The 22,919-nt window shown below is 72.7% G+C and carries 19 protein-coding genes; 4 read left to right on the top strand and 15 right to left on the bottom strand.

All coding sequences use genetic code 11. The annotated features are described in order from the left end of the window. Positions 1-90 precede the first annotated feature (90 nt). Complete coding sequence (locus OG702_RS01505) at positions 91-3,006, top strand: PQQ-dependent sugar dehydrogenase (RefSeq protein WP_327287005.1); 2,916 nt, start codon at positions 91-93, stop codon at positions 3,004-3,006. An 86-nt stretch (positions 3,007-3,092) separates the two neighbouring features. Here OG702_RS01505 and OG702_RS01500 read toward each other — a convergent pair whose 3' ends face one another. The 11 genes from OG702_RS01500 to OG702_RS01450 all read right to left on the bottom strand — a co-directional run bounded on the left by OG702_RS01500 (position 3,093) and on the right by OG702_RS01450 (position 14,322). After that, on the bottom strand, positions 3,093-4,154 hold the full coding sequence (locus OG702_RS01500) for a substrate-binding domain-containing protein (protein WP_327287004.1): 1,062 nt from the start codon (positions 4,152-4,154) through the stop codon (positions 3,093-3,095). Positions 4,155-4,211: 57 nt separating this feature from the next. After that, positions 4,212-5,306, bottom strand: a complete 1,095-nt coding sequence (locus OG702_RS01495; RefSeq protein WP_327287003.1) for an ABC transporter permease — start codon at positions 5,304-5,306, stop codon at positions 4,212-4,214. Beyond that, complete coding sequence (locus OG702_RS01490; protein WP_327287002.1) at positions 5,303-6,790, bottom strand: sugar ABC transporter ATP-binding protein; 1,488 nt, start codon at positions 6,788-6,790, stop codon at positions 5,303-5,305. The genes OG702_RS01495 and OG702_RS01490 overlap by 4 nt, the downstream gene beginning before the upstream one ends. Positions 6,791-7,396: 606 nt before the next feature. Next, positions 7,397-8,185 carry a ferritin-like domain-containing protein gene (locus OG702_RS01485; protein ID WP_327287001.1) on the bottom strand — a complete coding sequence of 263 codons (789 nt, stop codon included), beginning with the start codon at positions 8,183-8,185 and terminating at the stop codon, positions 7,397-7,399. Between the two features lie 185 nt (positions 8,186-8,370). Continuing rightward, positions 8,371-9,720, bottom strand: a complete 1,350-nt coding sequence (locus OG702_RS01480) for a cryptochrome/photolyase family protein (protein WP_327287000.1) — start codon at positions 9,718-9,720, stop codon at positions 8,371-8,373. Then, a complete protein-coding gene (locus OG702_RS01475; protein WP_327293054.1) occupies positions 9,717-11,201 on the bottom strand; it encodes an SDR family oxidoreductase in 1,485 nt (494 codons plus the stop codon). The genes OG702_RS01480 and OG702_RS01475 overlap by 4 nt, the downstream gene beginning before the upstream one ends. A 225-nt stretch (positions 11,202-11,426) precedes the next feature. Further along, positions 11,427-11,801, bottom strand: a complete 375-nt coding sequence (locus OG702_RS01470; protein ID WP_327286999.1) for a hypothetical protein — start codon at positions 11,799-11,801, stop codon at positions 11,427-11,429. Positions 11,802-11,926: 125 nt separating this feature from the next. Continuing rightward, the gene (locus OG702_RS01465) at positions 11,927-12,328 is read right to left on the bottom strand and encodes a roadblock/LC7 domain-containing protein (RefSeq protein WP_327286998.1); all 402 of its coding nucleotides are present in this window, start codon (positions 12,326-12,328) and stop codon (positions 11,927-11,929) included. Positions 12,329-12,375: 47 nt separating this feature from the next. Then, positions 12,376-13,128: a transcriptional regulator gene (locus OG702_RS01460; protein ID WP_327293053.1), complete on the bottom strand. Its 753-nt coding sequence runs from the start codon at positions 13,126-13,128 to the stop codon at positions 12,376-12,378. A 23-nt stretch (positions 13,129-13,151) separates the two neighbouring features. Further along, a complete protein-coding gene (locus OG702_RS01455; RefSeq protein WP_442814685.1) occupies positions 13,152-13,505 on the bottom strand; it encodes a hypothetical protein in 354 nt (117 codons plus the stop codon). A gap of 187 nt (positions 13,506-13,692) precedes the next feature. Further along, complete coding sequence (locus tag OG702_RS01450) at positions 13,693-14,322, bottom strand: MarC family protein (RefSeq protein WP_327286996.1); 630 nt, start codon at positions 14,320-14,322, stop codon at positions 13,693-13,695. A 121-nt stretch (positions 14,323-14,443) separates the two neighbouring features. Between OG702_RS01450 and OG702_RS01445 the strand changes: the two genes are divergently transcribed. The 3 genes from OG702_RS01445 to OG702_RS01435 all read left to right on the top strand — a co-directional run bounded on the left by OG702_RS01445 (position 14,444) and on the right by OG702_RS01435 (position 19,363). Then, entirely contained in the window at positions 14,444-16,129 is a 1,686-nt protein-coding gene (locus tag OG702_RS01445; RefSeq protein WP_327286995.1) for an MDR family MFS transporter, read from the top strand. Positions 16,130-16,148: 19 nt separating this feature from the next. Beyond that, complete coding sequence (locus OG702_RS01440; protein ID WP_327286994.1) at positions 16,149-16,610, top strand: universal stress protein; 462 nt, start codon at positions 16,149-16,151, stop codon at positions 16,608-16,610. A gap of 194 nt (positions 16,611-16,804) precedes the next feature. Next, positions 16,805-19,363: a polysaccharide lyase family 8 super-sandwich domain-containing protein gene (locus tag OG702_RS01435; RefSeq protein WP_327286993.1), complete on the top strand. Its 2,559-nt coding sequence runs from the start codon at positions 16,805-16,807 to the stop codon at positions 19,361-19,363. A 7-nt stretch (positions 19,364-19,370) separates the two neighbouring features. Here OG702_RS01435 and OG702_RS01430 read toward each other — a convergent pair whose 3' ends face one another. Genes OG702_RS01430 through OG702_RS01415 form a run of 4 tightly spaced genes read right to left on the bottom strand, consistent with a single transcriptional unit; the run spans position 19,371 to position 22,919 of the window. Continuing rightward, positions 19,371-20,453: a branched-chain amino acid ABC transporter permease gene (locus OG702_RS01430; protein ID WP_327286992.1), complete on the bottom strand. Its 1,083-nt coding sequence runs from the start codon at positions 20,451-20,453 to the stop codon at positions 19,371-19,373. Next, on the bottom strand, positions 20,450-21,337 hold the full coding sequence (locus OG702_RS01425; RefSeq protein WP_327286991.1) for a branched-chain amino acid ABC transporter permease: 888 nt from the start codon (positions 21,335-21,337) through the stop codon (positions 20,450-20,452). Before OG702_RS01425 ends, OG702_RS01430 begins: the two co-directional genes overlap by 4 nt. Next, positions 21,337-22,179: an ABC transporter ATP-binding protein gene (locus tag OG702_RS01420; protein ID WP_327286990.1), complete on the bottom strand. Its 843-nt coding sequence runs from the start codon at positions 22,177-22,179 to the stop codon at positions 21,337-21,339. The genes OG702_RS01425 and OG702_RS01420 overlap by 1 nt, the downstream gene beginning before the upstream one ends. Continuing rightward, positions 22,176-22,919, bottom strand: a complete 744-nt coding sequence (locus OG702_RS01415) for an ABC transporter ATP-binding protein (RefSeq protein ID WP_327286988.1) — start codon at positions 22,917-22,919, stop codon at positions 22,176-22,178. Before OG702_RS01415 ends, OG702_RS01420 begins: the two co-directional genes overlap by 4 nt.

Genomic DNA, 22,919 nt, shown 5'->3' with positions numbered 1-22,919 from the left:
ATGCCCATGATCATCTTGACCGAGGAGACCCACGTGTTGCCCGTACGACCACGACCACGACCACGACCACGACCACGACTGCGCCCACGCGTGCGCGCACGTCTGCTCAGCTGGCTGACGCTGCTGGTGGCGCTGGTGACGCTGCCCGTCCTCGCGGTGCTCGCCACCGTGCCGGCCGACGCGGCGGCCCGGCACACGGCCGCCACCACGACGGCCGCGAAGCCCGCCGCCAAGCCCGCCGTCGCCGGTGTCCCCGACAGCAGCTTCCAGAAGGTGCTGCTCAACAACTCCGGTGGAAACCCGCTGCAGCTGGACATCGCCAGCGACGGCCGCGTCTTCTTCATCGACATGCTCGGCGACGTGCGGATCGTCAACACCGGCGGCACCACGGTGACGGCCGGCCACCTCGACGTCTTCACGGCGAACGAGAGCGGTCTGCTCGCGATGGCCCTCGACCCGGCCTTCGCGACCAACCACTGGATCTACCTCTACTACTCGCCGTCGTCGGCGAGCGTCGACCGGCTCAGCCGCTTCACCGTCAACGGCTCCACGCTGGACCTCAGCAGCGAGAAGGTCGTCCTGGAAGTCCCGGTCCAGCGCGCCGAGTGCTGCCACCACGGCGCCGGCATGGCGATGGACCACAAGAACGGCAACCTGTGGCTCTCCACCGGTGACAACACCAACCCCTTCGCCTCCGACGGCTACGCGCCGATCGACGAGCAGTCGGGCCGGGCCACCTGGGACGCCCAGCGCACCGCGGGCAACACCAACAGCCTGTCGGGCAAGGTGCTGCGCATCCACCCCGAGTCCAACGGCACCTACACCGTCCCGAGCGGCAACCTGTTCACGCCCGGCACGGCCAAGACCAGGTCCGAGATCTACGCCATGGGCTACCGCAACCCCTTCCGGCTGGCCCTCGACCCCAAGACCGGTTTCCCGGTGGTCGGCAACTACGGCCCGGACGCCGGCACCGCCAACTCCGGCCGCGGGCCGGAGAACACCGTCGAGTGGGACCTGCTGAGCAAGCCGATCAACGCGGGCTGGCCGTACTGCGTCGGCAACAACACCCCCTACATCGACTACAACTTCGCCACCAAGACCTCCGGTTCCGCCTTCGACTGCGCGGGCGGCCCGACCAACAACTCCCCGAACAACACCGGCCTGACCAAGCTCCCGCCGGCCACCCCGGCCAACGTCTGGTACCACTACAGCGCGGACCCGAACAACTTCCCGCTGCTCAGCGGCGGCGCCCCGATGGCGGGGCCGGTCTACCGCTACGACGCCAACCTGGCCTCGGACCGCAAGTGGCCCGCCGCCATGGACGGCCAGGCGATCTTCTCCGAGTGGAACACCAGCAAGGTCTACACCTTCCATGTCAAGGCGGACAACACCGGCACCGACGACATCGAGACCTTCCTGCCCTCGGTGTCGTTCAAGAAGCCGATGGACATGAAGTTCGGGCCGGACGGCGCTCTCTACATGGTCGAGTGGGGCACCGGCTACGGCGGCAACAACGCCGACGCGGGCATCTACCGCATCGACTACCTCAACGGCGGAGCGCTGCCGGTCGCCGCGGCGAGCGCCAACCGCACCAGCGGCCCCGCGCCACTGGCGGTGACCTTCTCCAGCAGCGGCTCCAAGGACCCGGCAGGCGGGGCTCTCACCTACAAGTGGGCGTTCGGGGACGGCACCACCTCGACCACCGCCAGCCCCAGCCACACCTACAGCACGGTCGGCAACTACACGGCCGTCCTGACGGTGACCAACAGCGCGGGCAAGAGCGCCACCGCGAGCGTCGACATCACCGCGGGCAACACCGCGCCGACGCTCACCGTCACCGCCCCACCCAACGGGGGGCTGTTCGACTGGGGTGACAAGGTCAACTTCGCGGTCACCGTCACCGATCCAGAGGACGGCACCGTCGACTGCAGCAAGGTCAAGATCCAGGCCATCCTGGGCCACGACACCCACGGCCACCCGCTCGACCAGTACACCGGATGCAGCGCCACCGTCACCACGACGCTGTCCAACGGCCACAGCGACGGCGACAACGTCTTCTACGTGATCGAGGCCACCTACACCGACAAGGGCGGCACCGGCGGCGCCGCCCCGCTCACCGGCCGGGCGCAGATCACCCTGCAACCCAAGCACAAGCAGGCCGAGTTCTACACCGACACCGGCCGTGCCAGTGACGGTCAGGGCACCGACACCCCGGGTGTCACGGTCGAGAACGGTGCGGACAGCGCCGGCGGCGGCCAGGACATCGGCTTCATCGAGGACGGCGACTACTGGAGCGTGTCGCCGATCGCTCTCAACAACATCACCTCGGTCGGCTTCCGTACGGCCTCGGCGAACGCCGGCGGCCGCATCGAGGTCCGCTGGAACGCGGCGAACGGACCGCTGCTGGGCACCGCCACCGTTCCGACCACCGGAGCCTGGCAGACCTACACCGACGTCACCGCCAGCCTGAGCAACGTCCCCAGCGGCAGCGGCAAGATCTACTTCGTCGCCCGCAACCCCTCGGGCCACACCGGGCCCGGCGCGCTGATGAACGTCAACTGGATGCTGTTCGCCGGCGCCGGGGTGGGCACGCCGGGAACTCCGGGCGGTGGCACCGGGATCAGCCTCAAGGCGCACGCCAACGGCAAGTACGTGACGGCGCCGAGTGGCGGCGCGCAGCCGCTGATCGCCAGCGCCACCACGGTCGGCACCGCGGAACGGTTCGACGAGATCGACCTCGGCAGCGGCAACATCGCGCTGCGCGCCCACGCGAACAACCAGTTCGTGACGGCGGAGAACGCCGGGGCGGCGTCGCTGATCGCCAACCGGGCGACCCAAGGCCAGTGGGAGACCTTCGCGTTGGTCCACAACGCCGACGGCAGTGTCAGCCTGAAGGCCGCGGCGAACGGCAAGTACGTGACGGCGGAGAACGCCGGCGCGGCGGCGCTGATCGCCAACCGGGACGCCATCGGCCCGTGGGAGGAGTTCGACCTGAGCACCTCCTGAGCGCCCGCGGCGCGAGCCGCACACGGACCTGCCCCGGGCCGACGGGCCCGGGGCAGGTCCATGCGGGGGTTCTGGGGGCGGCGGGATCAGGTGAAGGACGTCGGCAGGTAGGTGTCGACGTTGTCCTTGGTGACCGTCGCCGAGAACAGCGTGATCGAGGAGGGCACCTCCTGCTCGACCAGGTCGCCCATGCCCTTGCTCTGCCCGATCAGCCGGGCCAGCGTGATCGCCGAGGCCGACATGCTCGACGGGTAGACCACGGTGGCCTTGAGCACTCCGCTGTCCGCCTTGATCTCCTGCATCGCGTGCTTGGACCCGGCGCCGCCGACCATGAAGAACTCGCTGCGCCCGGCCTGCTTGATCGCCGCCTCGACGCCGATGCCCTGGTCGTCGTCGTGGTTCCAGACCGCGTCGAGCTTGGAGCGGGCCTGCAGCACGTTGCTCATCACCTGCTGGCCGCTGTCCGCGGTGAAGGCGGCCGCCTGCCGGATGCTCACCGAGTAGCCCGCCTTGGCGAGCGCCTCCTTGAAGCCCAGGCTGCGCTGCTTGGTGAGTTCGAGGTTGTCGATCCCGGCGATCTCGCCGATCACCGGCTTGCTGACACCCTTGGCCTTGAGGGTCTTGATGATGTACGCGGCGGCGTTGACGCCCATGCCGTAGTTGTCGCCGCCGATCCAGGTGCGGTAGGCCAGCGAGTTGTCGAAGACCCGGTCGAGGTTGACCACCGGGATGCCGGCGTTCATCGCCTGGGTGGCGATCGCGGTCAGCGCCTTGCCGTCGAAGGGCAGGATCACCAGGACGTCGACCTTCTTGTCGATCAGCGTCTGGACCGCGCTGATCTGCGCGTTGACGTCGTTGGTGCCCTCGGCCGCCTGGAAGCTGACATCGCTGTACTGCCCCGCCTGCGCCTTGGCGTTCTTGGTGATCGCCGCGGTCCAGCCGTGGTCGGCGGCGGGCGCGGAGAAGCCGATCGTGACGTGCTTGCCGGGAGTGCTGCCCGACGCCGCGGTCGTGGCCTTCACGTTGGCCTTGTCCGCGTCGCCGTCGGAGTTGCTGGTGCACGCCGACAGCAGCAGACCGCTGCCCAGGGCGCCCGCGCCGAGCAGCATGTTTCTGCGCCCCACGGCCGTGGGTCCGGTCTCTTTCATACGGGTGTTCCCTTCAGAGGGGAGTAAGGCAGGAGGTGGAACCGGTGAGTCCGCAGGTCAGGCGGGCGAGCGCGCACCGCGGGTGCGCTGCAGCAGGACGGCGACCAGGATGATCAGCCCCTTGGCGATCTCCTGGATGTCCGTGGTCAGGTTGTTGAGCACGAAGATGTTGGTGATCGTGGTGAAGACCAGGACGCCGAGGATCGAGCCGAACAGCGACCCGCGACCGCCGGCCAGCAGCGTGCCGCCGATGATCACCGCGGCGATGGAGTCCAGCTCGTAGAGGTTCCCCAGGTTGCTGGCCCCGCTGGTGGTACGGGCGGTGAGCATCACCGCGGCGATACCGCAGCACACCCCGGACAGCAGGTACAGCAGCATGGTGTGCCGACGCACCGCGATGCCGGCCAGCCGCGCGGCCTCCGGGTTCCCGCCGACCGCGAAGGTGCGCCGGCCGAAGGTCGTACGGTTCAGCAGTAGCCAGCCCAGCACCACGATCCCGGCCATCAGGTAGACCAGCAGCGGGATGCCGAGGAATTTGTCGGTCGCGATCCGGTTGAACGACTCCACCGTCACCACCTGGGACTGCCGGTCGGACAGCCGCTCGGCGACACCGCGGGCGGACGCCATCATCGCCAGCGTGGTGATGAAGGCGACGATCTTGCCGTAGGCGATCAGCACGCCGTTGAGCAGTCCGACGACCGCCCCGACGACGACCGCGGTGAAGAGCATCCCGCCGAGCCCGTACGACTGGGTGGCCACCGTGGTGCACCACACCGAGGCCACGGCCACGATCGCGCCGACCGACAGGTCGATGCCGCCGCCGATGATCACGAACGTCTGGCCCACCGTGATGACGCCGATGACCGCCGCGCTGGTGAGGATGTTGACGATGTTGTTGCTGGTCAGGAAGTTGCCGGAGCTCGCCGTTCCCACCACGCCCAGCAGCACCAGCACCACCAGCAACCCGAGGCTGTGCACCTGGTGCAGTGGGAAGAGCCGCGGCAACCGCCGCCGTTCGGGCGCCGGCTGGGGCCCGGGGTCGGGTCCCTCCTTCACCAGGGACGGCTTGGTGGCCACGTCGGCGCCGGACCCGGTTCGCGCGGGCGGTTCGGGGGCGTCCTGCGCGGGTCTCGGCGTGGTCTGGTCACTCATGGGCGGCTCTCTTCCATCACGAGGTCGAGTACGTGGGATTCCTTCAGCGAGGCGGCTTCGGCCTCATGGACGATCCGGCCCTCGCGCAGCACCAGGGCGCGGTCGGCGAGGCCGAGGACTTCGGGGACCTCGCTGGACACGAACAGCACCGCGACCCCGGAGTCGGCCAGTTCCCTGACCAGCGCGTAGAGCTCGGAGCGCGCGCCGACGTCCACCCCCCGGGTGGGCTCGTCGAGCAGCAGCACCCGGCAGCCGCGCAGCAGCCAGCGGGCCAGCACCGCCTTCTGCTGGTTGCCGCCGGACAGCGTGCGGACCGCGCGCTGCGGGTCGGCCGGGCGCAGGTCCAGCGCGGCGACCCGCTCGGTCGCCGCAGCGGCCTCCCGGCGGCGGTCCAGCCAGCCCAAGCGCGCGAAGCGGCCCAGCGAGGAGACGCTGACGTTGCGTACGACGCTGTCCTGGAGGAAGAGCGCCTGGCTCTTGCGTTCCTCGGGTGCCAGGCCCACTCCGGCCTTCACCGCGGCGGTCACCCGGCCGGGCGGCAGCGGCCGCCCGTCGACCAGCACCGTGCCGGACGCCGGGCGCGTCGCACCGTAGACGGCGTGCAGGATCTCGGAGCGGCCCGAGCCGACCAGCCCCACCAGGCCGACGATCTCTCCGGCGTGGACGGTGAAGCTGACGTCCTCGAAGCTGCCGGGCTGCGTCAGGCCCTCCACCCGCAGCACCTCGGCGCGCTCCGGCGCGGCCGTGCCTCCCGCCCGCTGCGGGAAGTCGTAGGCGGTCTCGCGGCCGGTCATCAGCGCGACGAGCTCGGCGGTGGGCGTGCCGGCCGGCAGCCCGCCGGCGACGGTGCGGCCGTCCTTGAGCACGGTGACGCGGGTGCCGATGGCGCGGATCTCGGCCATCCGGTGCGAGATGTAGAGGACGGCCACCCCGCTCGCGGTCAGTTCGCCGATGACCCGGAAGAGGTTCTCGACCTCGTCCTGGGTGAGGACGGCCGAGGGCTCGTCCATCACGATCAGCCGGGTGTCGTGCGACAGCGCCCTGGCCATGCTGACGATCTGCTGCTGCGCGGGGGACAGGCTCCCCACCTCGGTGCCGGGCGAGATCTCCGGGTGGCCGAGGGAACGCAGCAGCCGGCGGGCGGCGGTGGCGGTCTCGCCGCGCCGGGTGAGGCCGAAGCGGGCGTGTTCGTGTCCGAGGAAGATGTTGTCGGCCACCGAAAGGCCTTCCACCAGGTCGAGTTCCTGGTAGATGGTGGAGATCCCATGCCGCATCGCCGCTGTCGGGCTGTGCAGCACCACCGTCTCGCCGTCCCAGGTCAGATCGCCGCTGTCCGGCTGGTGGGCGCCGGCCAGCACCTTGATCAGCGTCGACTTCCCGGCGCCGTTCTGTCCCAGCAGGCAGTGCACCTCTCCTGGCTCGACCTCCAGATCGACGCCGTCCAGTGCCTTGGCACCGGGAAATTCCTTGGTAATTCCCCGCATTCGAAGCAGAGGAGAACTCACATTGCCACCTAGGGAGGGGGGAACTGTGGGTGCCGATAGAGACACAAAGCGTTCGTTCGTCAGTTCAGCGAACAAACTAATAAGGACCGAGGGGGAGGGCAAGAGCGAGGACGGAACCAGTTTGGAAACCTGACGGCGCTTCACCGGCCCGCCATGCGGCGGGTGTACGGCCGCGTCCGCCGCCCGCGCTCCCGCGCCGGGGCTGGAGGGTCACGTGTGCCGCCCGGGTGGAATGGTCCGCCGCACCGCCGTCCCGCTCATCATCAGGGGCAAGGTCCACGGTGTGGGCGCGCACGCCCGTCCGATACGGGATGGCGCCGACCTGTCACCGGCGGGCCCGGCCTGGCTCATCCGAGACGTTCTTGACCTGCGGGACGTCACGCTGGTCGGCAGCGACACCTGCGGCGCGCTGGTGCAGCCGGTCATCGCGCGGGGCGCGGAAAGGGAGGGCGCGGCGGTGCCGGCGTCGTGCGACGCCTACGACAACTTCCGGCCCGGGCTGACCGGGACCGCGCGTCATGCCGCGGGAGTGCGGCCGCCGGCTGGCGGCCGCACTCCCGAGGGCGCGACTCGTCGTCGTACCGGTCAGGTCACCGCCTCGGCGGCGACCGGGCCGCCGCCGAGCGCGTCGCGGCGGGACGGCATCGTCAGGGAGGTCATCCGCCGCCAGCCGGCGACGCGCTCGTAGGCGTACATCGCGTGGATGCCCGCCCGCAGCGCGGCGGACTTCGGCGCGGACCAGTGCAGCAGCCGGCCCATGTGGGCCATCACCGCGAGGCTGACCTCGCGGTAGACGCGGATCTCCGCCATCGCGCACTCGCGCAAGGTGCGGTGGATCAGCGGGCCGTGCCCGGCGCCGGCGAGCCGGAGCAACTCCTCGTGGCAGTACGCCAGATGGTTGTCCTCGTCGCGGGCGATCTGCCGGACCGCCCGGCCGATCTCCGGGTGGTCCCCGAAGTGCTTGAGCAGCAGCGCCATCTGCTCGGAGGCCCGCTGCTCGGTCACCCGGCTGTGCGCCAGGTAGGTGACGATGTCCTGCTCGCTGAGCGGCTGCTCGGCCCGCAGCCGGGAGTGGGCGAGCCCGATCCCCGCGCGTTCCAGCAGCATCGTGTAGTCGGTGTCCGCCGGCACCGGTGCCGGCTCGAGGTCGCGGCCCCGCAGCAGACCGTTGAAGATCCGCCCGTGCTTGTCCTCGTCCGCGCCGTGCCGGGCGATCTTGGGGGCCAGTTCGACCAGCCCCTGCGGTACCAGGGCCGCGATCCTCCCGTTCTCCCAGCCGCCCTGCGTCTCGCCGCTCGCGGCGATGGAGCAGAAGAGCCGGAAGGACTCGTCGTTGTCGAGGATCTCCGTGAACAGGCTGCGTGCTGACAGCACCACGCCTCTCCTCTCGCCGTCCACCGGGTGTCATGACGAGTCAAGAGCCGGGTAAGGGCGCCCGCAACCGGACGGGCGGCGGGGCTGCGCCGTCCGGGTGAGGGCTCCCGCCGGGGCCGGGCGCCGGCCCCGCGGTCCGGACACCGCACCGGGGACGCGCAGCCGCGGGCCGGTCCGGAGCCGGGTCAGTCCAGGCCGCGAGCCTGCCGGAAGCGGTCCCGGGCGTCGGACAGCTCGACCATCGGCGCCGGGTAGCCCTTGCGCTCGCCCGCCGGAAGCTTCCACGGCTCGTGCACCGCGCCCCCCTGCACGCCCGCCAGCTCGGGGACCCAGCGGCGTACGTAGGCGCCCTCCGGGTCGTGGCGGCGGGCCTGGAGCATCGGGTTGAGCACCCGGTTGGGGCGGGTGTCCGTGCCGGTGCCCGCCACCCACTGCCAGTTCAGCTGGTTGTTGGCGATGTCGCCGTCCACCAGCTGGTCGAGGAAGTACCTGGCGCCCACCCGCCAGTCCACGTACAGCGTCTTGGTCAGGAAGCTCGCCACCAGCAGGCGCCCGCGGTTGTGCATCCAGCCCTCGGCCCGCAGCTGCCGCATCGCCGCGTCGACCACCGGATAGCCGGTCCGGCCCTCCCGCCAGGCCTCGGCGTCGGCCTCCGCGGTCCTGCCGGTGCGCCAGCGGTCCTGCCGGCCGCGGTAGTCCGCCGCGGACACCGCCGTCCTGGCGGCCAGCAGTTGGCGGTTGAAGTCCCGCCAGCACAGCTGGCGTACGAAGGCGTCGGCGCCGGGACCGCCGGCGGCGCGCGCGCGGTGCACCGTCTCGACGGGCGACAGCGTGCCGAAGTGCAGATGCGCCGACAGCCGGGAGGTCGCGTCACCGGCGAGGTCGTCCTGGCCGGTGTCGTAGGACCCGAGGCCGTCGCGCAGCCAGGCGGACAGCCGGCGCCGCGCCGCACCCTCGCCGCCCGCGGCGGGTCCGGCGCCACGCGCGGGCAGGTCCGCCGACCGTACCGGCTCCGGCACCCGGACGGCCCTGGGCGCGGGCAGCGTGTCCCGCAGCCGCTGCTGCGACCAGTGCCGGAAGTAGGGGGTGAAGACGGCGAAGTGGTCCGAGCCCTGCGGGGTCAGCGCCCCCGGCGGCACCGCCGTCACCACCGTGTCGTGCACGTGCAGCCGCCGTCCGGCGGCGGTGAGCGCGGCCCGCAGCCGGTCCTCGCGGCGCTGCCCGAAACCGCTGTCGGCCGCCGCGACGTGCACCTCGGTGGCGTCGCACTCCGCGGCCACCGCGCACACCTCGGCGGCCGGGTCGCCGGCCCGCACCACCAGCCGGCCGCCGCGATCGCGCAACCCGGCGTCGAGATCGGCCAGGCAGTCGGCGAGGAAGGCACGCCTGCCGGGCGCGTCGAAGCCCGCCCGCGCCACCGCAGGGTCCAGCACGAACAGCGGGACCACCTCGTCGGCCGCGGCCAGCGCCGCCCGCAGCGGCGGGTGGTCGTGCAGCCGCAGGTCACCGGTGAACAGCACGACGGCCCGCCTCACGCGGCGCCCTCCGCCGCCGTCCGTGCCGCGGCGCGTGCGATGTTGCGGGCCATGCCGCCGAAGACCGTCGCGTGGAAGGGCGAGATCGCCCACCAGTAGGCGTGCCCCACCAGCCCGCGCGGATGGAAGACGGCCCGCTGCCGGTAGCAGGTGCGCCCGGCGGCGTCGCGGTCCGCGCACATCTCCAGCCAGGCCAGGCCCGGCAGCCGCATCTCGGCGCGCAGCCTGAGCAGATGGCCCCGTTCGATCTCCTCGACCCGCCAGAAGTCCAGCGAGTCGCCGACCCGCAGCCGCGCCGCGTCCCGCCGGCCCCTGCGCAGCCCGACCCCGCCGACCAGCCGGTCGAGCTGCCCCCGTACCACCCAGGCGAGCGGGAAGGAGTACCAGCCGTGCTCGCCGCCGATGCCCTCGATCACCCGCCACAGATCGGCGGGGCTCGCGTCGACCACGGCCTCCCGCCGGTCGGTGTAGAGGCTGCCGCCCGCCCAGTCGGGGTCGGTGGGCAGCGGGTCGCTGGGGGCGCCCTGCACCGAGGCGGACGACCACCGGGTGCTCACCTGGGCGTCCTGCACCCGGCGCAGCGCCAGCGTCAGCGCCGCGTCCACCCCGATGGGCGCACCCGGCGGGTCGGGCACGTGGTCGGCGATGTCGTGCTCCTCGCAGACGACCTCGTGCCGCAGCGACTCGGCCAGCGGTTTGGCCACCCCCGCAGGCACCGGGGTGACCAGGCCGATCCAGTGGCTGGACAGCCGCGGGGTCAGGACCGGCACCGGCACGATGAGCCGCCGCGGCAGCCCGGCCACCACGGCGTAACGGCGCATCAGGTCGCGGTAGGTGACCACGTCGGGGCCGCCGACGTCGAAGGCCCGGCTCACGTCGGCGGGCATCGTGGCGCTGCCGACCAGGTAGCGCAGCACGTCCCGCACCGCGATCGGCTGGATCCTGGTGCTCACCCAGCTCGGGGTGACCATCACCGGCAGCCGCTCGGTGAGGTAGCGCAGCATCTCGAAGGACGCGGAGCCGGAGCCGATGATGACCGCCGCCCGCAGCACGGTGGCCGGCACGCCGGACTCCAGCAGGATCCGGCCCACCTCGGCGCGGGAGCGCAGATGCGGCGACAGGTCGCGTGCGGGCACCCCGCGCGGGGTGAGGCCGCCGAGGTAGACGATCCGGCGCACTCCCGCGGCCCGCGCCTGCTCGCCGAAGACCCGGGCCGCCGTCCGGTCGGTCCGCTCGAAGTCCCTTCCGGTGCCGAGCGCGTGCACCAGGTAGTAGGCGACGTCGATGCCTTCCAGCGCGTCCCGGACCGACGCCTCGTCCGTCACGTCGCCGGCGACAACCTCCGCCGAGCCCACCCAGGGGTGGTCGCGCAGCTTGACCGGGGTGCGGGCCAGGCAGCGCACCTGGTGCCCGGCGTCGAGGAGTTCCGGCACGAGGCGTCCGCCGATGTAACCGGTGGCCCCGGTGACCAGGCAGCGCAGCGCCGGACCGCCGCCGGGACGGTCTGCCGGCTCGGGCTGCTCCGCAGGGCTGTTCACGTCGGCACCTCTGTGCTCGCCCGCCCTACCTGGTCGCTGGCGGTCTGTCACCGTCCAGCAGACCACGGCGGCCGCTCCTACGGCAGGCGCCCCGGTGCACAGTCACCCGAAGCGCCCAACCGTCCGTGTACGTGGGCGGGCCGGGACGGGCCGTCCCGCCCACCCGGCTCAGACCTCCAGGTCGTTCTCGATGCTCCTGAGCTGGTGCCGGGCCATCGCCAGATTCGCCCGGCCGCGGTCGAGGGCCAGGTAGAGGAAGAGCCCGTTCTTGCCGCGGCCGCGCAGCAGCCGGATCAGGTGGTACTGCCCGCTCAAGGTGATCAGGATGTCCTCGATCTCGTCCTTGAGCCCGAGCAGTTCCATGGTGCGGGCCTTGGCGCGGACGACGTCGGTGTTGCCGGCGGCGGCCACCGACAGGTCGAGGTCCTTGCCGCCGCCGAGGGTGCCCAGGGCCATGCCGCTGGTGTAGTCGACGAGCGCCACGCCGATGACTCCCTCGATGGAGGTCATCGCGTCCTTGAGCGCGGTTTCGGTGTTGGCCATGATCTTCGTGCTTCCCTTCGACGGTGTGTTCCTGTTGGTGCGGTCAGGTGCTGGGGTCGGGCTCTTCGTGGGGTCGGGCGTACGGGTTCTGGCCCGGCTGCCGCGCGGCCTCGGCTGCTGGTCGGTCATGGCGTACCGCCGCCCTCCGGCAGCGCGAAGGCGGCGTCCAGCAGGCCCGCCACCCGGGCGCAGCTGCGGCGGGTCTCCAGGTGCAGCCGGCCGACGTTGGTGCGGGGGCCGGCGAGCACCGCGAGCACCGCGTCGCGGCCGGCCGCGTGCAGCACGATGCAGCCGGTGTCGCTGCGGATCAGCAGCTCGTGCAGCGACCGGTGCCCGGCGCTGTCGGCGAGCCGCAGCCCCACCCCCAGGGCGGCGGCGGTCAGCGCCGCGAAACCCTCGGCCTGCACCCCTGGGGCGTCCGCGGCCAGCAGCAGGCCGTCGGTGGTGGCCGCGAGGGCGCCGGTCACCTCCGGCAGCCGCGCCCGCAGCCCTTCCAACTCGGTACGTATAGCGGCTTCGTGCACCATCGACCTCCTCCGCTCGGCACGCAGGGCGCGCCGCTGCAGCGCCCGCCTCACAACCGCTCCAGCGCGACCCGCAGCCTGCGCAGCAGTGCCGCGTCCGGGTCGTCGCCGATGTTCTGGAACCAGGCCGGCGCCCGCGCCGTCGCCCGGGTGCTGCCGCGCGGGGTCTCGACCAGCCCGAGTGCGGCCAGCCGCCGTACGTCCACCAGCGCGTGGAAGGCCGGCCGGCCCAGCAGCGCGGCGATGGCCGACGGAGTCCGTACGCCGTCCGCCAGGTCGAGTACGGCGGCTTGCCGGCGCGGCAGGAACGGCGGCCGGGCGGCCGGCAGCAGGGCGGTCCTGGCGACCGACACCGGGGCGGTGTCCAGCCGCGGGTGCGGCCACAGCGACTCGAGCAGCAGCCGGCGGCGCCGGGTCTCGCCCTCCAACCGGCCCACCGCCACACCGCCCAGCGAGCCGAACCAGTGCCTGACCCCGTGCCGGAAGCGGGTCGGTCCGGCGCCGGGCGCCAGGACGAAGTAGGCGGCGTCGTACAGCGCGCCGAGCCGGCTGATCTCCAACTCGCCCGCCGCCAGCCTGCGGTGCTCGATGAGCCAGTGGCCGGTCCGGCAGGCGGCGCCCGCCGCGGCCACCGCCTCCTGCCAGGCCTCGGGCGACAGCCGGCCGCCGGCGGTCAGCAGCACCTCGATCCCGGGCGCCGCCGGGCTCTCGGCGTGCACGACCTCGCCGGCGTCCAGGTAGAGCGCGCCGGTGTCCCGTAACAGCACGCCGGTGGCCCGCTGTTCGGCGAGCCGGGACAGCATGGGGGAGTGGCCGGCCGCCGCGCTCACACCAGCACCAGCCCGTCGGCGAGTTCCCGCATCCCGCGCATCGCGAGCGCGAGGTTCGCCTGTGCCCGGTCCAGCCACAGGTAGAGGAACACCCCGCCCTCGTACGGCGCTTCGACGAACCGCAGCAGGTGGTATCCGGTGCCGGTGACCACCACGGCCTCCTCGGCCGCGAGTCCGGGGCCCTGCTGGTCCGCGGTGAAGACCGGGTGCTCGGCGGTGGCTCGGGCGTAGCCGGCGGTCTCCGCCGCCACCGCCTCGTGGTCGCCGCCGGGCGCCTCGCCGATCACGCCGAGCGCCAGCCCGCTGACCCACTCCACCAGGGCGGCACCGCGTGCCCCCGGCAGCGTCATCGCCCGCAGCAGGCACTCGTCGATCCCGGACACACGGCTCCCCTCGGTCCACGGCGTTTGCGCGGCCGCCCGGTTCGGGCGGTGACGAGCAAGTTACGCTGCGTGCAATCCGATTCGGGGAGTTCTGGCATTTTCCTGCGGTACATGCGGGCGGTTGGCCTAGGATGCCCCCGCACCCTGCGGCCGGTCAGCCGCGCCTCGACAGCGTGTTGATCCCCAGGTCGAACAACCCGTCGAGGACGAGATCGACGCCGACCGCCGCGAGCAGCAACCCGACCAGCCGGGCGACCAGTTCGACGACGGCGGTGTGCGCCCTCTGCAACAGCCCGCCGAGCAGCAGGACGCAGACCAGGTCCACCGCGATGACCGAGACGAAGGCCGCGGCGACGGTGCCGCGCCAGCCCCAGTCGTTGCGTTCCGCGGCCTCGATCAGCACCGCCGTCATGGCCAGCGGGCTGACCACGTACGGCACCAGCAGCTCCCGCAGCCCGCTGGTGACATCGGGTCCGTCCTCGCCGGGGCCCTCGGTGCCGATGTGCAGGCCGAGCACCAGGCCGACCGCGTAGAGGAAGAAGATGATCCCGCCGGCCAGCGCCAGCGCGGGGGTCGAGATGTGGAACAGTTCGAGCAGCCACGGCGAGCTGAGCCCGGCGGCCACTCCGATGACCACCGCGCCGGCCGACGAGATCAGCGCGATGGTGTGCAGGTCCCCTCTCGGGTGGTACTGCGCGAGCCCGGCGAAGGCGAGCAGCACCTTGGGCGGGCCGATCACGGAGAAGAACGTGATGAACGCTGCGGAGTAGGTCAAGGTGATCATAACGGGCATGATGCGCAGTTCCGGGCCGCGTGCCGGGTATTGACCCCGCCGCGGTCTGTGCTTTCCGGTATCCGGCAGTATCGTTGCCCAGGGCAAGCAAGGATCCGGAGAAAGAGTCCCCATGAGCGCCCAAGCAGACGCCGCGCAGACCGGCACCGCCGCACCCCCGACGGGCTACACCCACCGGCAGATCATGATCATCCTGTCCGGACTGCTGCTGGGGATGTTCCTCGCCGCACTGGACCAGACGGTGGTCTCCACCGCCATCTACAAGATCGGCGAGAGCCTCAACGGCCTGACCGCACAGGCGTGGGTGACCACCGCCTTCCTGATCACCTCGACGATCGCGACCCCGCTGTACGGCAAGCTGTCCGACCAGTACGGCCGCAAGCCCTTCTTCCTCTTCGCGATCTCGGTCTTCGTCGTCGGGTCGGCGCTGTGCATGCTGTCGACCTCGATGTACATGCTGGCCGGATTCCGTGCCTTCCAGGGCATAGGCGCCGGCGGCCTGTTCTCGCTGGCCTTCGCGATCATCGGCGACATCATCCCGCCGCGGGAACGCGCGAAGTACCAGGGCTACTTCATGGCCGTCTTCGGCACCTCCAGCGTCCTCGGCCCGGTCATCGGCGGAGCGCTGGCCGGGCAGGACTCGCTGCTCGGCATCGACGGCTGGCGGTGGATCTTCCTGGTCAACGTGCCGATCGGCGTCCTGGCGCTGATCGTGGTGGCCAAGGTGCTGCACGTCAAGCAGGACCGCCGCCCGCACCGGGTGGACTCGCTGGGCGCGGTCGCGCTGGTCGTCGCGCTGGTGCCGCTGCTGATCATCGCCGAGCAGGGCCGCGAATGGGGCTGGGGCAGCGGCACCGCGCTGGCCTGCTACGTCGTCGGCGCGATCGGCATCGTCTGCTTCCTGCTCGCCGAACGACGGGCCGGCGAGGAGGCGCTGCTGCCGCTGCGGCTGTTCCGCAACGGGGTCTTCGCGCTGGGCTCGGCCCAGTCCGCGATCATCGGTATCGGGATGTTCGGCGGCATCACCCTCATCCCGCTCTACCTCCAGCTGGTCAAGGGCAACTCGCCCACCAGGGCGGGCCTGCTGACGCTGCCTCTGGTACTGGGCATCATGGTGCTGTCCATGGTCTCGGGCGTGATCACCTCGCGCACCGGCCGCTACAAGATCTTCCCGATCATCGGCTGCGTGCTGCTGGTGGCCGGCATGCTGATGTTCTGGCAGATGGACGCCGACAGCAGCCTGCTGTACGTCGACGTCGCGATGTTCGTGGTCGGCGCCGGGCTCGGGCTCAACTTCCAGACCATCGTGCTGGCCATGCAGAACGCCGTGCCGCCCCGGGACATCGGCGTCGCCACCTCGTCGACCACCTTCTTCCGGCAGATGGGCGGCACGCTCGGCGTCGCCGTCTTCCTGTCGATCGTCTACTCGGTGGTCGGCGGCCGGATCTCCGCCGCCTACGCCGACGCGCGCGGCGGCGCCGCTTTCCACAAGGCCGCCGCCGCCCACCCCGACCAGCTCAAGCAGCTCACCTCGGGCGGGTCGGGAAGCCTCAACGACACGTCCTTCCTCAACCACATCGACCCGGTGCTCGGCCACCCCTTCAAGGTCGGCTTCACCGAGGCCATCAACGTGGCCTTCCTGGTCGGTGCCGGCGTCCTGGTGGTCGCCCTGCTGCTGTCCACGCTGCTGAAGGAGGTGCCGCTGCGGACCACGGCGGCCGCCTTCAGCCCCGACGAGGCAGAACCGGAGGCGGGCAAGGCCGCGGGCAGCGGGACGCCCGACGGCTCGGTGGCCTAGCGACCGGCACGGCGAGGCCGTGGTTTTCGATCGGGCCGCCGCCCCGCGGGGCGGCGGCCGCACAGTCGTGGTCGGAGTGGCCGACTCCGACTCCTCATGGCGGGCCGCCGCCTACGCCGTGGGGCTCGCCCGGCGCCAGGACGCCCTGCTGGTGGTGATCCACGTCCTGCCGGTGCACTCCACCGCGATGCTGGCCGGCCTGTCGTGGATGCTCGCCGCCGACGACCTGGCGGTGGCCGAGCAGCTGCGGCACCGGGTGGCGATCGGGCTGACCGGCACGCTCGGCCTACCCGCCCCGCGCTGGGAGTTCCACATCCTGCGGGCCGCCGACGTGGCCACCGGGCTCGCCGAGACAGCCGACGAGCTGCGCGCGGACACGGTGGTCATCGGCGCGTCCAGGGGCCTGCGGCACCGGCTCTTCGGCTCGGCCGGCGTGCGGCTGGTCAGGACCGGGCGGTGGCCGGTGATCGTGGTGCCCTGAGGCGCCCGGAGGCGGCGGGCGGCCGGGGCGGTGGCCGGCCGGACGGCGGGTCCGCCCGCCGCGCGGACGCGGCTGGTGATCGTCGTGCGGTGGACGATACGGCTGTCGCCCCCGGTGACAGGTGGGGCCGACGTTGCTTCAATGCGGGTGGCGCCGTCACGCGGCGCCGCCCGCCGACCGTTGGAGCGTCCGCCGTGCAGATGTCCCGCCGTACCCTGCTGTCGATGGCCCCGGCCGGCGCCCTGCTGGCACTGGCCGGCCGGATACGCGCCGCCGCCGCGGAACCGGGCGCCGCCGCCCCGCCGTCCGCCGCGACCGACCGGGCGACCCTTCTCGGCAACGTCACCGCGATATTCTGCGGCACACCGCAGTCCAACGCCCGCCCGGAGGTGGCCGGCAAGCTCGCCGCCCTCCAGTCCACCGCCACCGCCAGGCTCGCCGCGATGGACGCGGCCGGCGCCGGCGAGCTCTTCCACGGCGTCGACCTCGGCACCAGCGACCCGCACCTGACCAGCTCCTTCCAGTACCTGTACGAGATCGCGCTGGCCACCCTCGCCCCCGGCTCCTCGCTGCTCGGCGACACCGCTGTGCAGCAACGCGTCATCGACGCTCTGGCCTGGCTCTACGACCGTTACTACGGCGACCAGGCGACCGGCTACTACGGCAACTGGTTCAACTGGGAGATCGGCATCTCCACCTACGTCAGCCGCACCCTGGTCCTGCTCGCCGACCGCCTCGACCAGGCCGCGCCCGGCCTGACCGCCACCTACGTCGCCGCCATGGACGGATACCTGCGCAACGGCAAGGGCGGCGACGTCGACCTCGACTCCCGCTTCCACACCGGCGCCAACCTCGCCGACATCACCACCAACCGCATCCTGCAGGGCGCCGCGCTCGGCGAGGCCGCACGGATCACCAAGGCCGTCGCCGACCAGCTCACCGTCTACGCCACGGTGGACCCCTACGCCCCCCAGCACGGCGTCACCGACGGCTTCTACGCCGACGGGTCGTTCCTCCAGCACTCCTCGGTGGCCTACACCGGCTCGTACGGCACCGGGCTGCTCACCCGGGTGGTGCAGACCGTCAAGATCCTGGACGGCACCGGCTTCGTCCCCGCCGAGGGCGACCTGCCCGGCGTCGTCGCCGGCTGGGTGGCCGGCAGCTTCGCGCCGCTGATCGTCGAGGGCTGGATGTCCGAGATCGTCAAGGGCCGGGCGCTGTCCAGGACCGGCACCGGATACGCCGACGTGGCCGCCGTGGTCGAGGCGGTCGTCGACCTGTCGGGCTACGCCACCGGCGACGGCGCCACCGCGCTGGCCGGCTACGCGAAATACCTGCGGCAGGTGACGAAGGCCGCGCCCGACCCGGCCGGCTTCGTCTCCCCGGTCAGCGTCGCCCGCTACGCCGACCTGCTGGCCGACCCCGCGATCCCGGCCCGCGACATCAACCCCGCCGCCCAGCACAGCGCCTACCCCGCCATGGACCGCAGCGTCCACCGCCGCCCCGGCTGGACCTTCGCGCTGGCCCGCAGCTCCACCCGGATCAGCGGTTACGAGTACATGAGCGGCGAGAACCTGATGCCGTGGTTCCAGGGCGCGGGCGCCCACTACCTCTACCTCGCCGGGCAGGACCAGACGCAGGCCTTCGGCGTCGACTACTTCACCGCCGTGCCGCCCGACCGGCTGGCCGGCGTCACCGCCCCGGTCGAGGTCCGGCGGACCGTCCCCGAGCTGTACGGCACCCAGTGGTACGACAACCCCGCCGCCGGCTTCACCTCGTCCTCCGAGTCGCAGAACAGTTACCTGTACTTCCCGCGCGGCACCAACGCCCTGTCGGGCGGCGCCGTCCTCGGTACGTACGGCGCCGCCGCGATGGTGCTGGCCCCCGACGTGGCCTGGACCGCGAAACAGGCCGGGCTGCTGCCCGCCGACTTCGTCGCCTACCGCGGGGCCGACGCCACCAAGTCGTGGTTCATGCTGGACGACGAGGTCGTGGTGCTCGCCGCCGGCGTCGGCGACGGCGCGGGGCGCGCGGTCACCACCACCGTCGACGCCAGGATCGCCGGCGCCGCCGACCCGGTGGCCCTCACCGGCGAGGTGCGCGGCGGCGGCGCCTGGTCCGGCACCGGCACCGCCCCGCTGAGCTGGCTGCGGTACGCCGACGCCGCCCAGGGGACCGCGGTCGGCTACGTCCTGCTCGACACGCACCAGCCGCCGCCGACCGTAGCCCTGGACACGGTCACCCGCAGCCGCCGCGCGGTCCGGCTGACCAACCCCGACACCTCCGTCACCAAGCAGGTCTTCACGCTGACCTTCCACCAGGAAGCAGGCGCCCGGCACACCGCGCTGGCCTACGCCATCGTCCCCGGCGCCTCCGAGCGGACCCTGCGGTCGTACGCCCGCGGGCCGCTCGCCGTCCTCGCCAACACCACCGCCGTCCAGGCCGTGAGCCATCGGGGGCTCGGCCTGCTGGCCGTGAACACCTTCACCGCCGGCTTGCACCGCGCCGGACGCCTGACCGTCGACGGCCCCGCGTCCGTGCTGCTCCGCGAAGCCCGCGACGGCACCGTGGCGCTGGCACTGGCCGATCCGACCACCGGGCGGGCCACCGTCTCGGTCCAGCTGCGGGGGCGCCGCCTGCGCCCGGTGACCTCGGCGCCCGGGATCCACGTCCGCTCCACCCCGGCCGGCACCACCGTCGTGGCGGACACCGACCGGCTCTACGGCCGCACCCTGTCCGCCACCCTGCGCTGACCCCCGGTCAGCGCCCGCGCAGCCGGGCGGGCAGGCGGGTGAGCCCGCCCGGCAGCGCGACGACGGTGGCGACGAAGAGGGCGCCCAGCAGGAACAGCGGCTGGGACAGCGGCACCCGCAGGACGGACGGCAGGTCCGAGACCGCTCCGGACCCCGCCAGGTCGCCCAGCCGGTGGTCCGCCCAGGTGTAGAGGACGCCGCCGATCAGCGGCCCCCAGCGCGACCCGGACCCGCCGAGCACCACCATCACCAGCAGCGACAGCGTGAAGTCCGACGTGGTGGTCTGCGGGGTCGCGCCGCCGGTGAGCAGCAGATGCACCACGCCGCCGACGGCGGCCAGCGCACCGGCCAGCATGAAGGCGACCAGCTTGAACCCGTACGGGCGCAGGCCGAGCACCTCGACCCGGCGCTCGTTCTCCTTGATGCCCTCCCAGACCCGGCCGGTGGGGGAGCGCACCGCCCAGTGCACCACCGCGAGGGTCAGCACCAGGTAGGCCAGGGCGATCCAGTAGAGGTTGGCGGTGTTGCCGATGCCGGCCAGCGAGGACGGCAGTCTGTCGGCCGGGATGGCCCGGCCCTCCTCGCCGCCGGTGACACCGCCCGGGTCGCGTTCCACCAGGATGGAGCCGGCCTGCGCGAAGGCCAGCGTGACCATGGAGAAGGCGATCCCGCCGACCCGCAGCGCCACCGAGCCCAGCGCCGCGCTCAGCGCGACACCGCAGCACAGCCCGAGCGCCGCGGCCGCAGCGAACGGCAACCCGGCCTCGGCCATGAGGAGTTCGGTCGCGTAGCTGCCCGCGGCGAAATACAGCGCATGCCCGAACGACAGCAGCCCCGTGCGCCCGAGCAGCAGGTCGTAGCCGGTCGCGAGCGCGCCGAACACCAGGCACAGCGCCAGCAGTTGCAGGCTGCCCGCGCTGCCGATCGGGCCGTCGAGCAGCCCGGGCAGCGGCAGCGAGCTGTAGGGCGCCGCGAGCAGCGCGGCCAGCGCGGCAGCCGGCCACCAGCGGCCGTAGCGGCGCAGCGACCCGGCGGGCCCGGGCACCTCGCCGGTGGCGGCCGCCTCGCGGGCGGGCGTGGCGGTGGTCATGCGAGCCTCCCGGTGATGCCGCGTGGCTTGAGCAGCAGCAGCGCGGCGAGCAGCACGACGACGGCGAGGTCGCCGAGGCCGGACGCGGTGTAGTAGTTGGCGAACTGCTGGACCAGGCCGACGACGACGGCGGCCAGCGCGGCGCCGGCGACCGAGCCCATGCCGCCCATGACCACCACGACGAAGGCGAAGATCAGCAGCGAGGTGCCCTGGCCCGGGTCGACCGAGCCGTAGTAGAGCCCGCCGAGCGCCCCGCCCAGCGCGGCTGCCGCCCCGCCGATCGCGAAGACCAGGGTGAAGGCGCGGCGCACGTTGATGCCGAGCGCGGTGACCATGGACCGGTCCTCCACCCCGGCGCGCACCACCAGGCCGTGCCGGGTGCCGCCGAGGAAGAGCCGCAGCGCCACCAGCACCGCGGCGGCGGCGCCGATCAGCACCAGCCGGTTCACCGGGATGTGCGCTCCCAGCAGACCGAACGTGCCGGACAGCGCGGCCGGTCCTGGGAAGGGCCGGGCGTCCGGCCCCCAGATCGCCGACAGCAGCGCGGGGACGGCCAGGCCGACACCGACAGTGGCCAGCACCTGCTCGCGCGGGCGGCCGTACAGCGGCCGGATCAGGGCGAGTTCGAGGACCATGGCGGCCGCGGTGCCGACGACGGTGCCGAAGCAGACCGCGAGCACGAAGCCGGGCCCGCCCCCGCCCGCCCCCGGCAGGTGTCCGTCGGCGGCCCACCAGGTGGCGTAGCCGCCGATCGACAGCAGCCCCCCGTGGGCGAAGTTGAGCACGTCCATCAGACCGAAGATCAGCGAGAGTCCCGCGGCCACCAGGAAGTACAGGGCGCCGAGGCCGAGTCCGGTCACGGCGAGCAGCACGACGGTCGACATCACACCCCTGCCTTTCCGTTTCCCGCCGCCGAGCCGGCCGGCCCGGCGGTCCCGGCCGGGGGTCCGGCGGTTGTCCCGGCGGCTGTCCCGGTGTCCTGCGGTGACATGTGGTGCTCCTCGGTGACGGCGGCGGTACGGCGGCCGACGCCCAGCAGCCGCCGGGTGGCCTCGGGATCGGCGAGCAGGTCGGCGGCGGGGCCGCGGTGCGCGGTGCGGCCGTCGGCGAGGACCACGCAGTGCGCGGCGAGCCTGCGCACCATCGCCAGGTTCTGCTCCACCAGCAGCACCGGCACCGCCTGCGCGGCCCGCTCCAGCACCCGCGCCACCTCGGTGACCACCTTGGGCGCCAGGCCCTTGGTCGGCTCGTCGGCGATGATCAGCCGGTTGCCGTTCAGCAGGGTGCGGCCGATCGCCACCATCTGCTGCTGGCCGCCGGACAGCGTCCCCGCCGACTGGCGTGCACGGGTCTTGAGTTCGGGAAAGAGTTCGTGCACCAGGGCGTACGCGGGCTCGCCCGCGCCCGGCCGCTCCGCCAGCCGCAGGTTCTCCGCGACGGTGAGCGCGGCGAAGACGCCGCGGTCCTCCGGCGCGTAGCCGATACCGCGCCGCACCAGCGCGTGGGTGGGCAGCCGCACCGTCTCCTCGCCGAGGAAGCGGACACTGCCGGTCCGCGGCACCAGGCCGAGCACCCCGCGCACCGTCGTGGTCTTCCCCGCCCCGTTCCGGCCGAGCAGCGCGGTCACCCCGGACGGCGCGACCTCCAGGTCCACTCCGTGCAGGATGTGCCGGCCGCCGATGACCACCGCCAGGTCCCGCACCACCAGCAGGGGTTCGGCGCTCACAACGCCTCCCCGAGATAGGCCTGCTGGACGACCGGGTCGGCGGTGACCGTCTGCGGGGTGTCGAGCGCCAGCAGGGTTCCGTGGTGCATGACCGCCAACCGGTCCGCCAGGCCAAGCAGTACGTCCATGTGGTGCTCCACCATCAGCACGGTCCTGCCCTCCTCGCGGTGCAGCGAGCGGATCAGGCCGGTCAGCGCGGGCACCTCCTCTGCGCTCACCCCGGCCATCGGCTCGTCGAGCAGCATCAGCCGCGGTTCACCGACCAGCAGCACCGCCAGCTCCAGCTTGCGTTTCTCGCCGTGCGACAGCTCGGCGGACGGTACGTCGGCCCGGTGCGCGAGACCGGTGCGCTCCAGCACCCGCCCGACCTGGCCGGCGTAGCCGGACGCGCGCCGCCAGATCCGGTACGAACCGCCGGACGCCGCCTGCGCCGCCAGCCGTACGTGGTCGGCGACCGTCATCGCCGGCCACAGGCTGGAGGTCTGGAACGTGCGGCCGAGTCCGCGCCGCGCCCTGGCGGGCACGCTCTCGGCCGTCACCTCCGCCCCGTCGAGCCTGATCGACCCCCGGGTGGCCGGCACGAGTCCGCTGATCAGGTTGAACAGCGAGGTCTTGCCGGCGCCGTTGGGACCGATGAAGGCGAGGAACTCGCCCTCGTGCGCCTCGAAGGACACCTCGTCCACGATGGTCGCGCCGCCCACCGACCACTCCAGGTCGCGCACCCGCAGTACGGGGGCCAC

Origin of the sequence: Streptomyces sp. NBC_01198 (assembly GCF_036010485.1) — a bacterium.
Lineage (GTDB): Bacteria > Actinomycetota > Actinomycetes > Streptomycetales > Streptomycetaceae > Actinacidiphila.
Note: the sequence above shows the minus strand (reverse complement) of the source record. Positions and strands in the feature narration are given on the sequence as shown.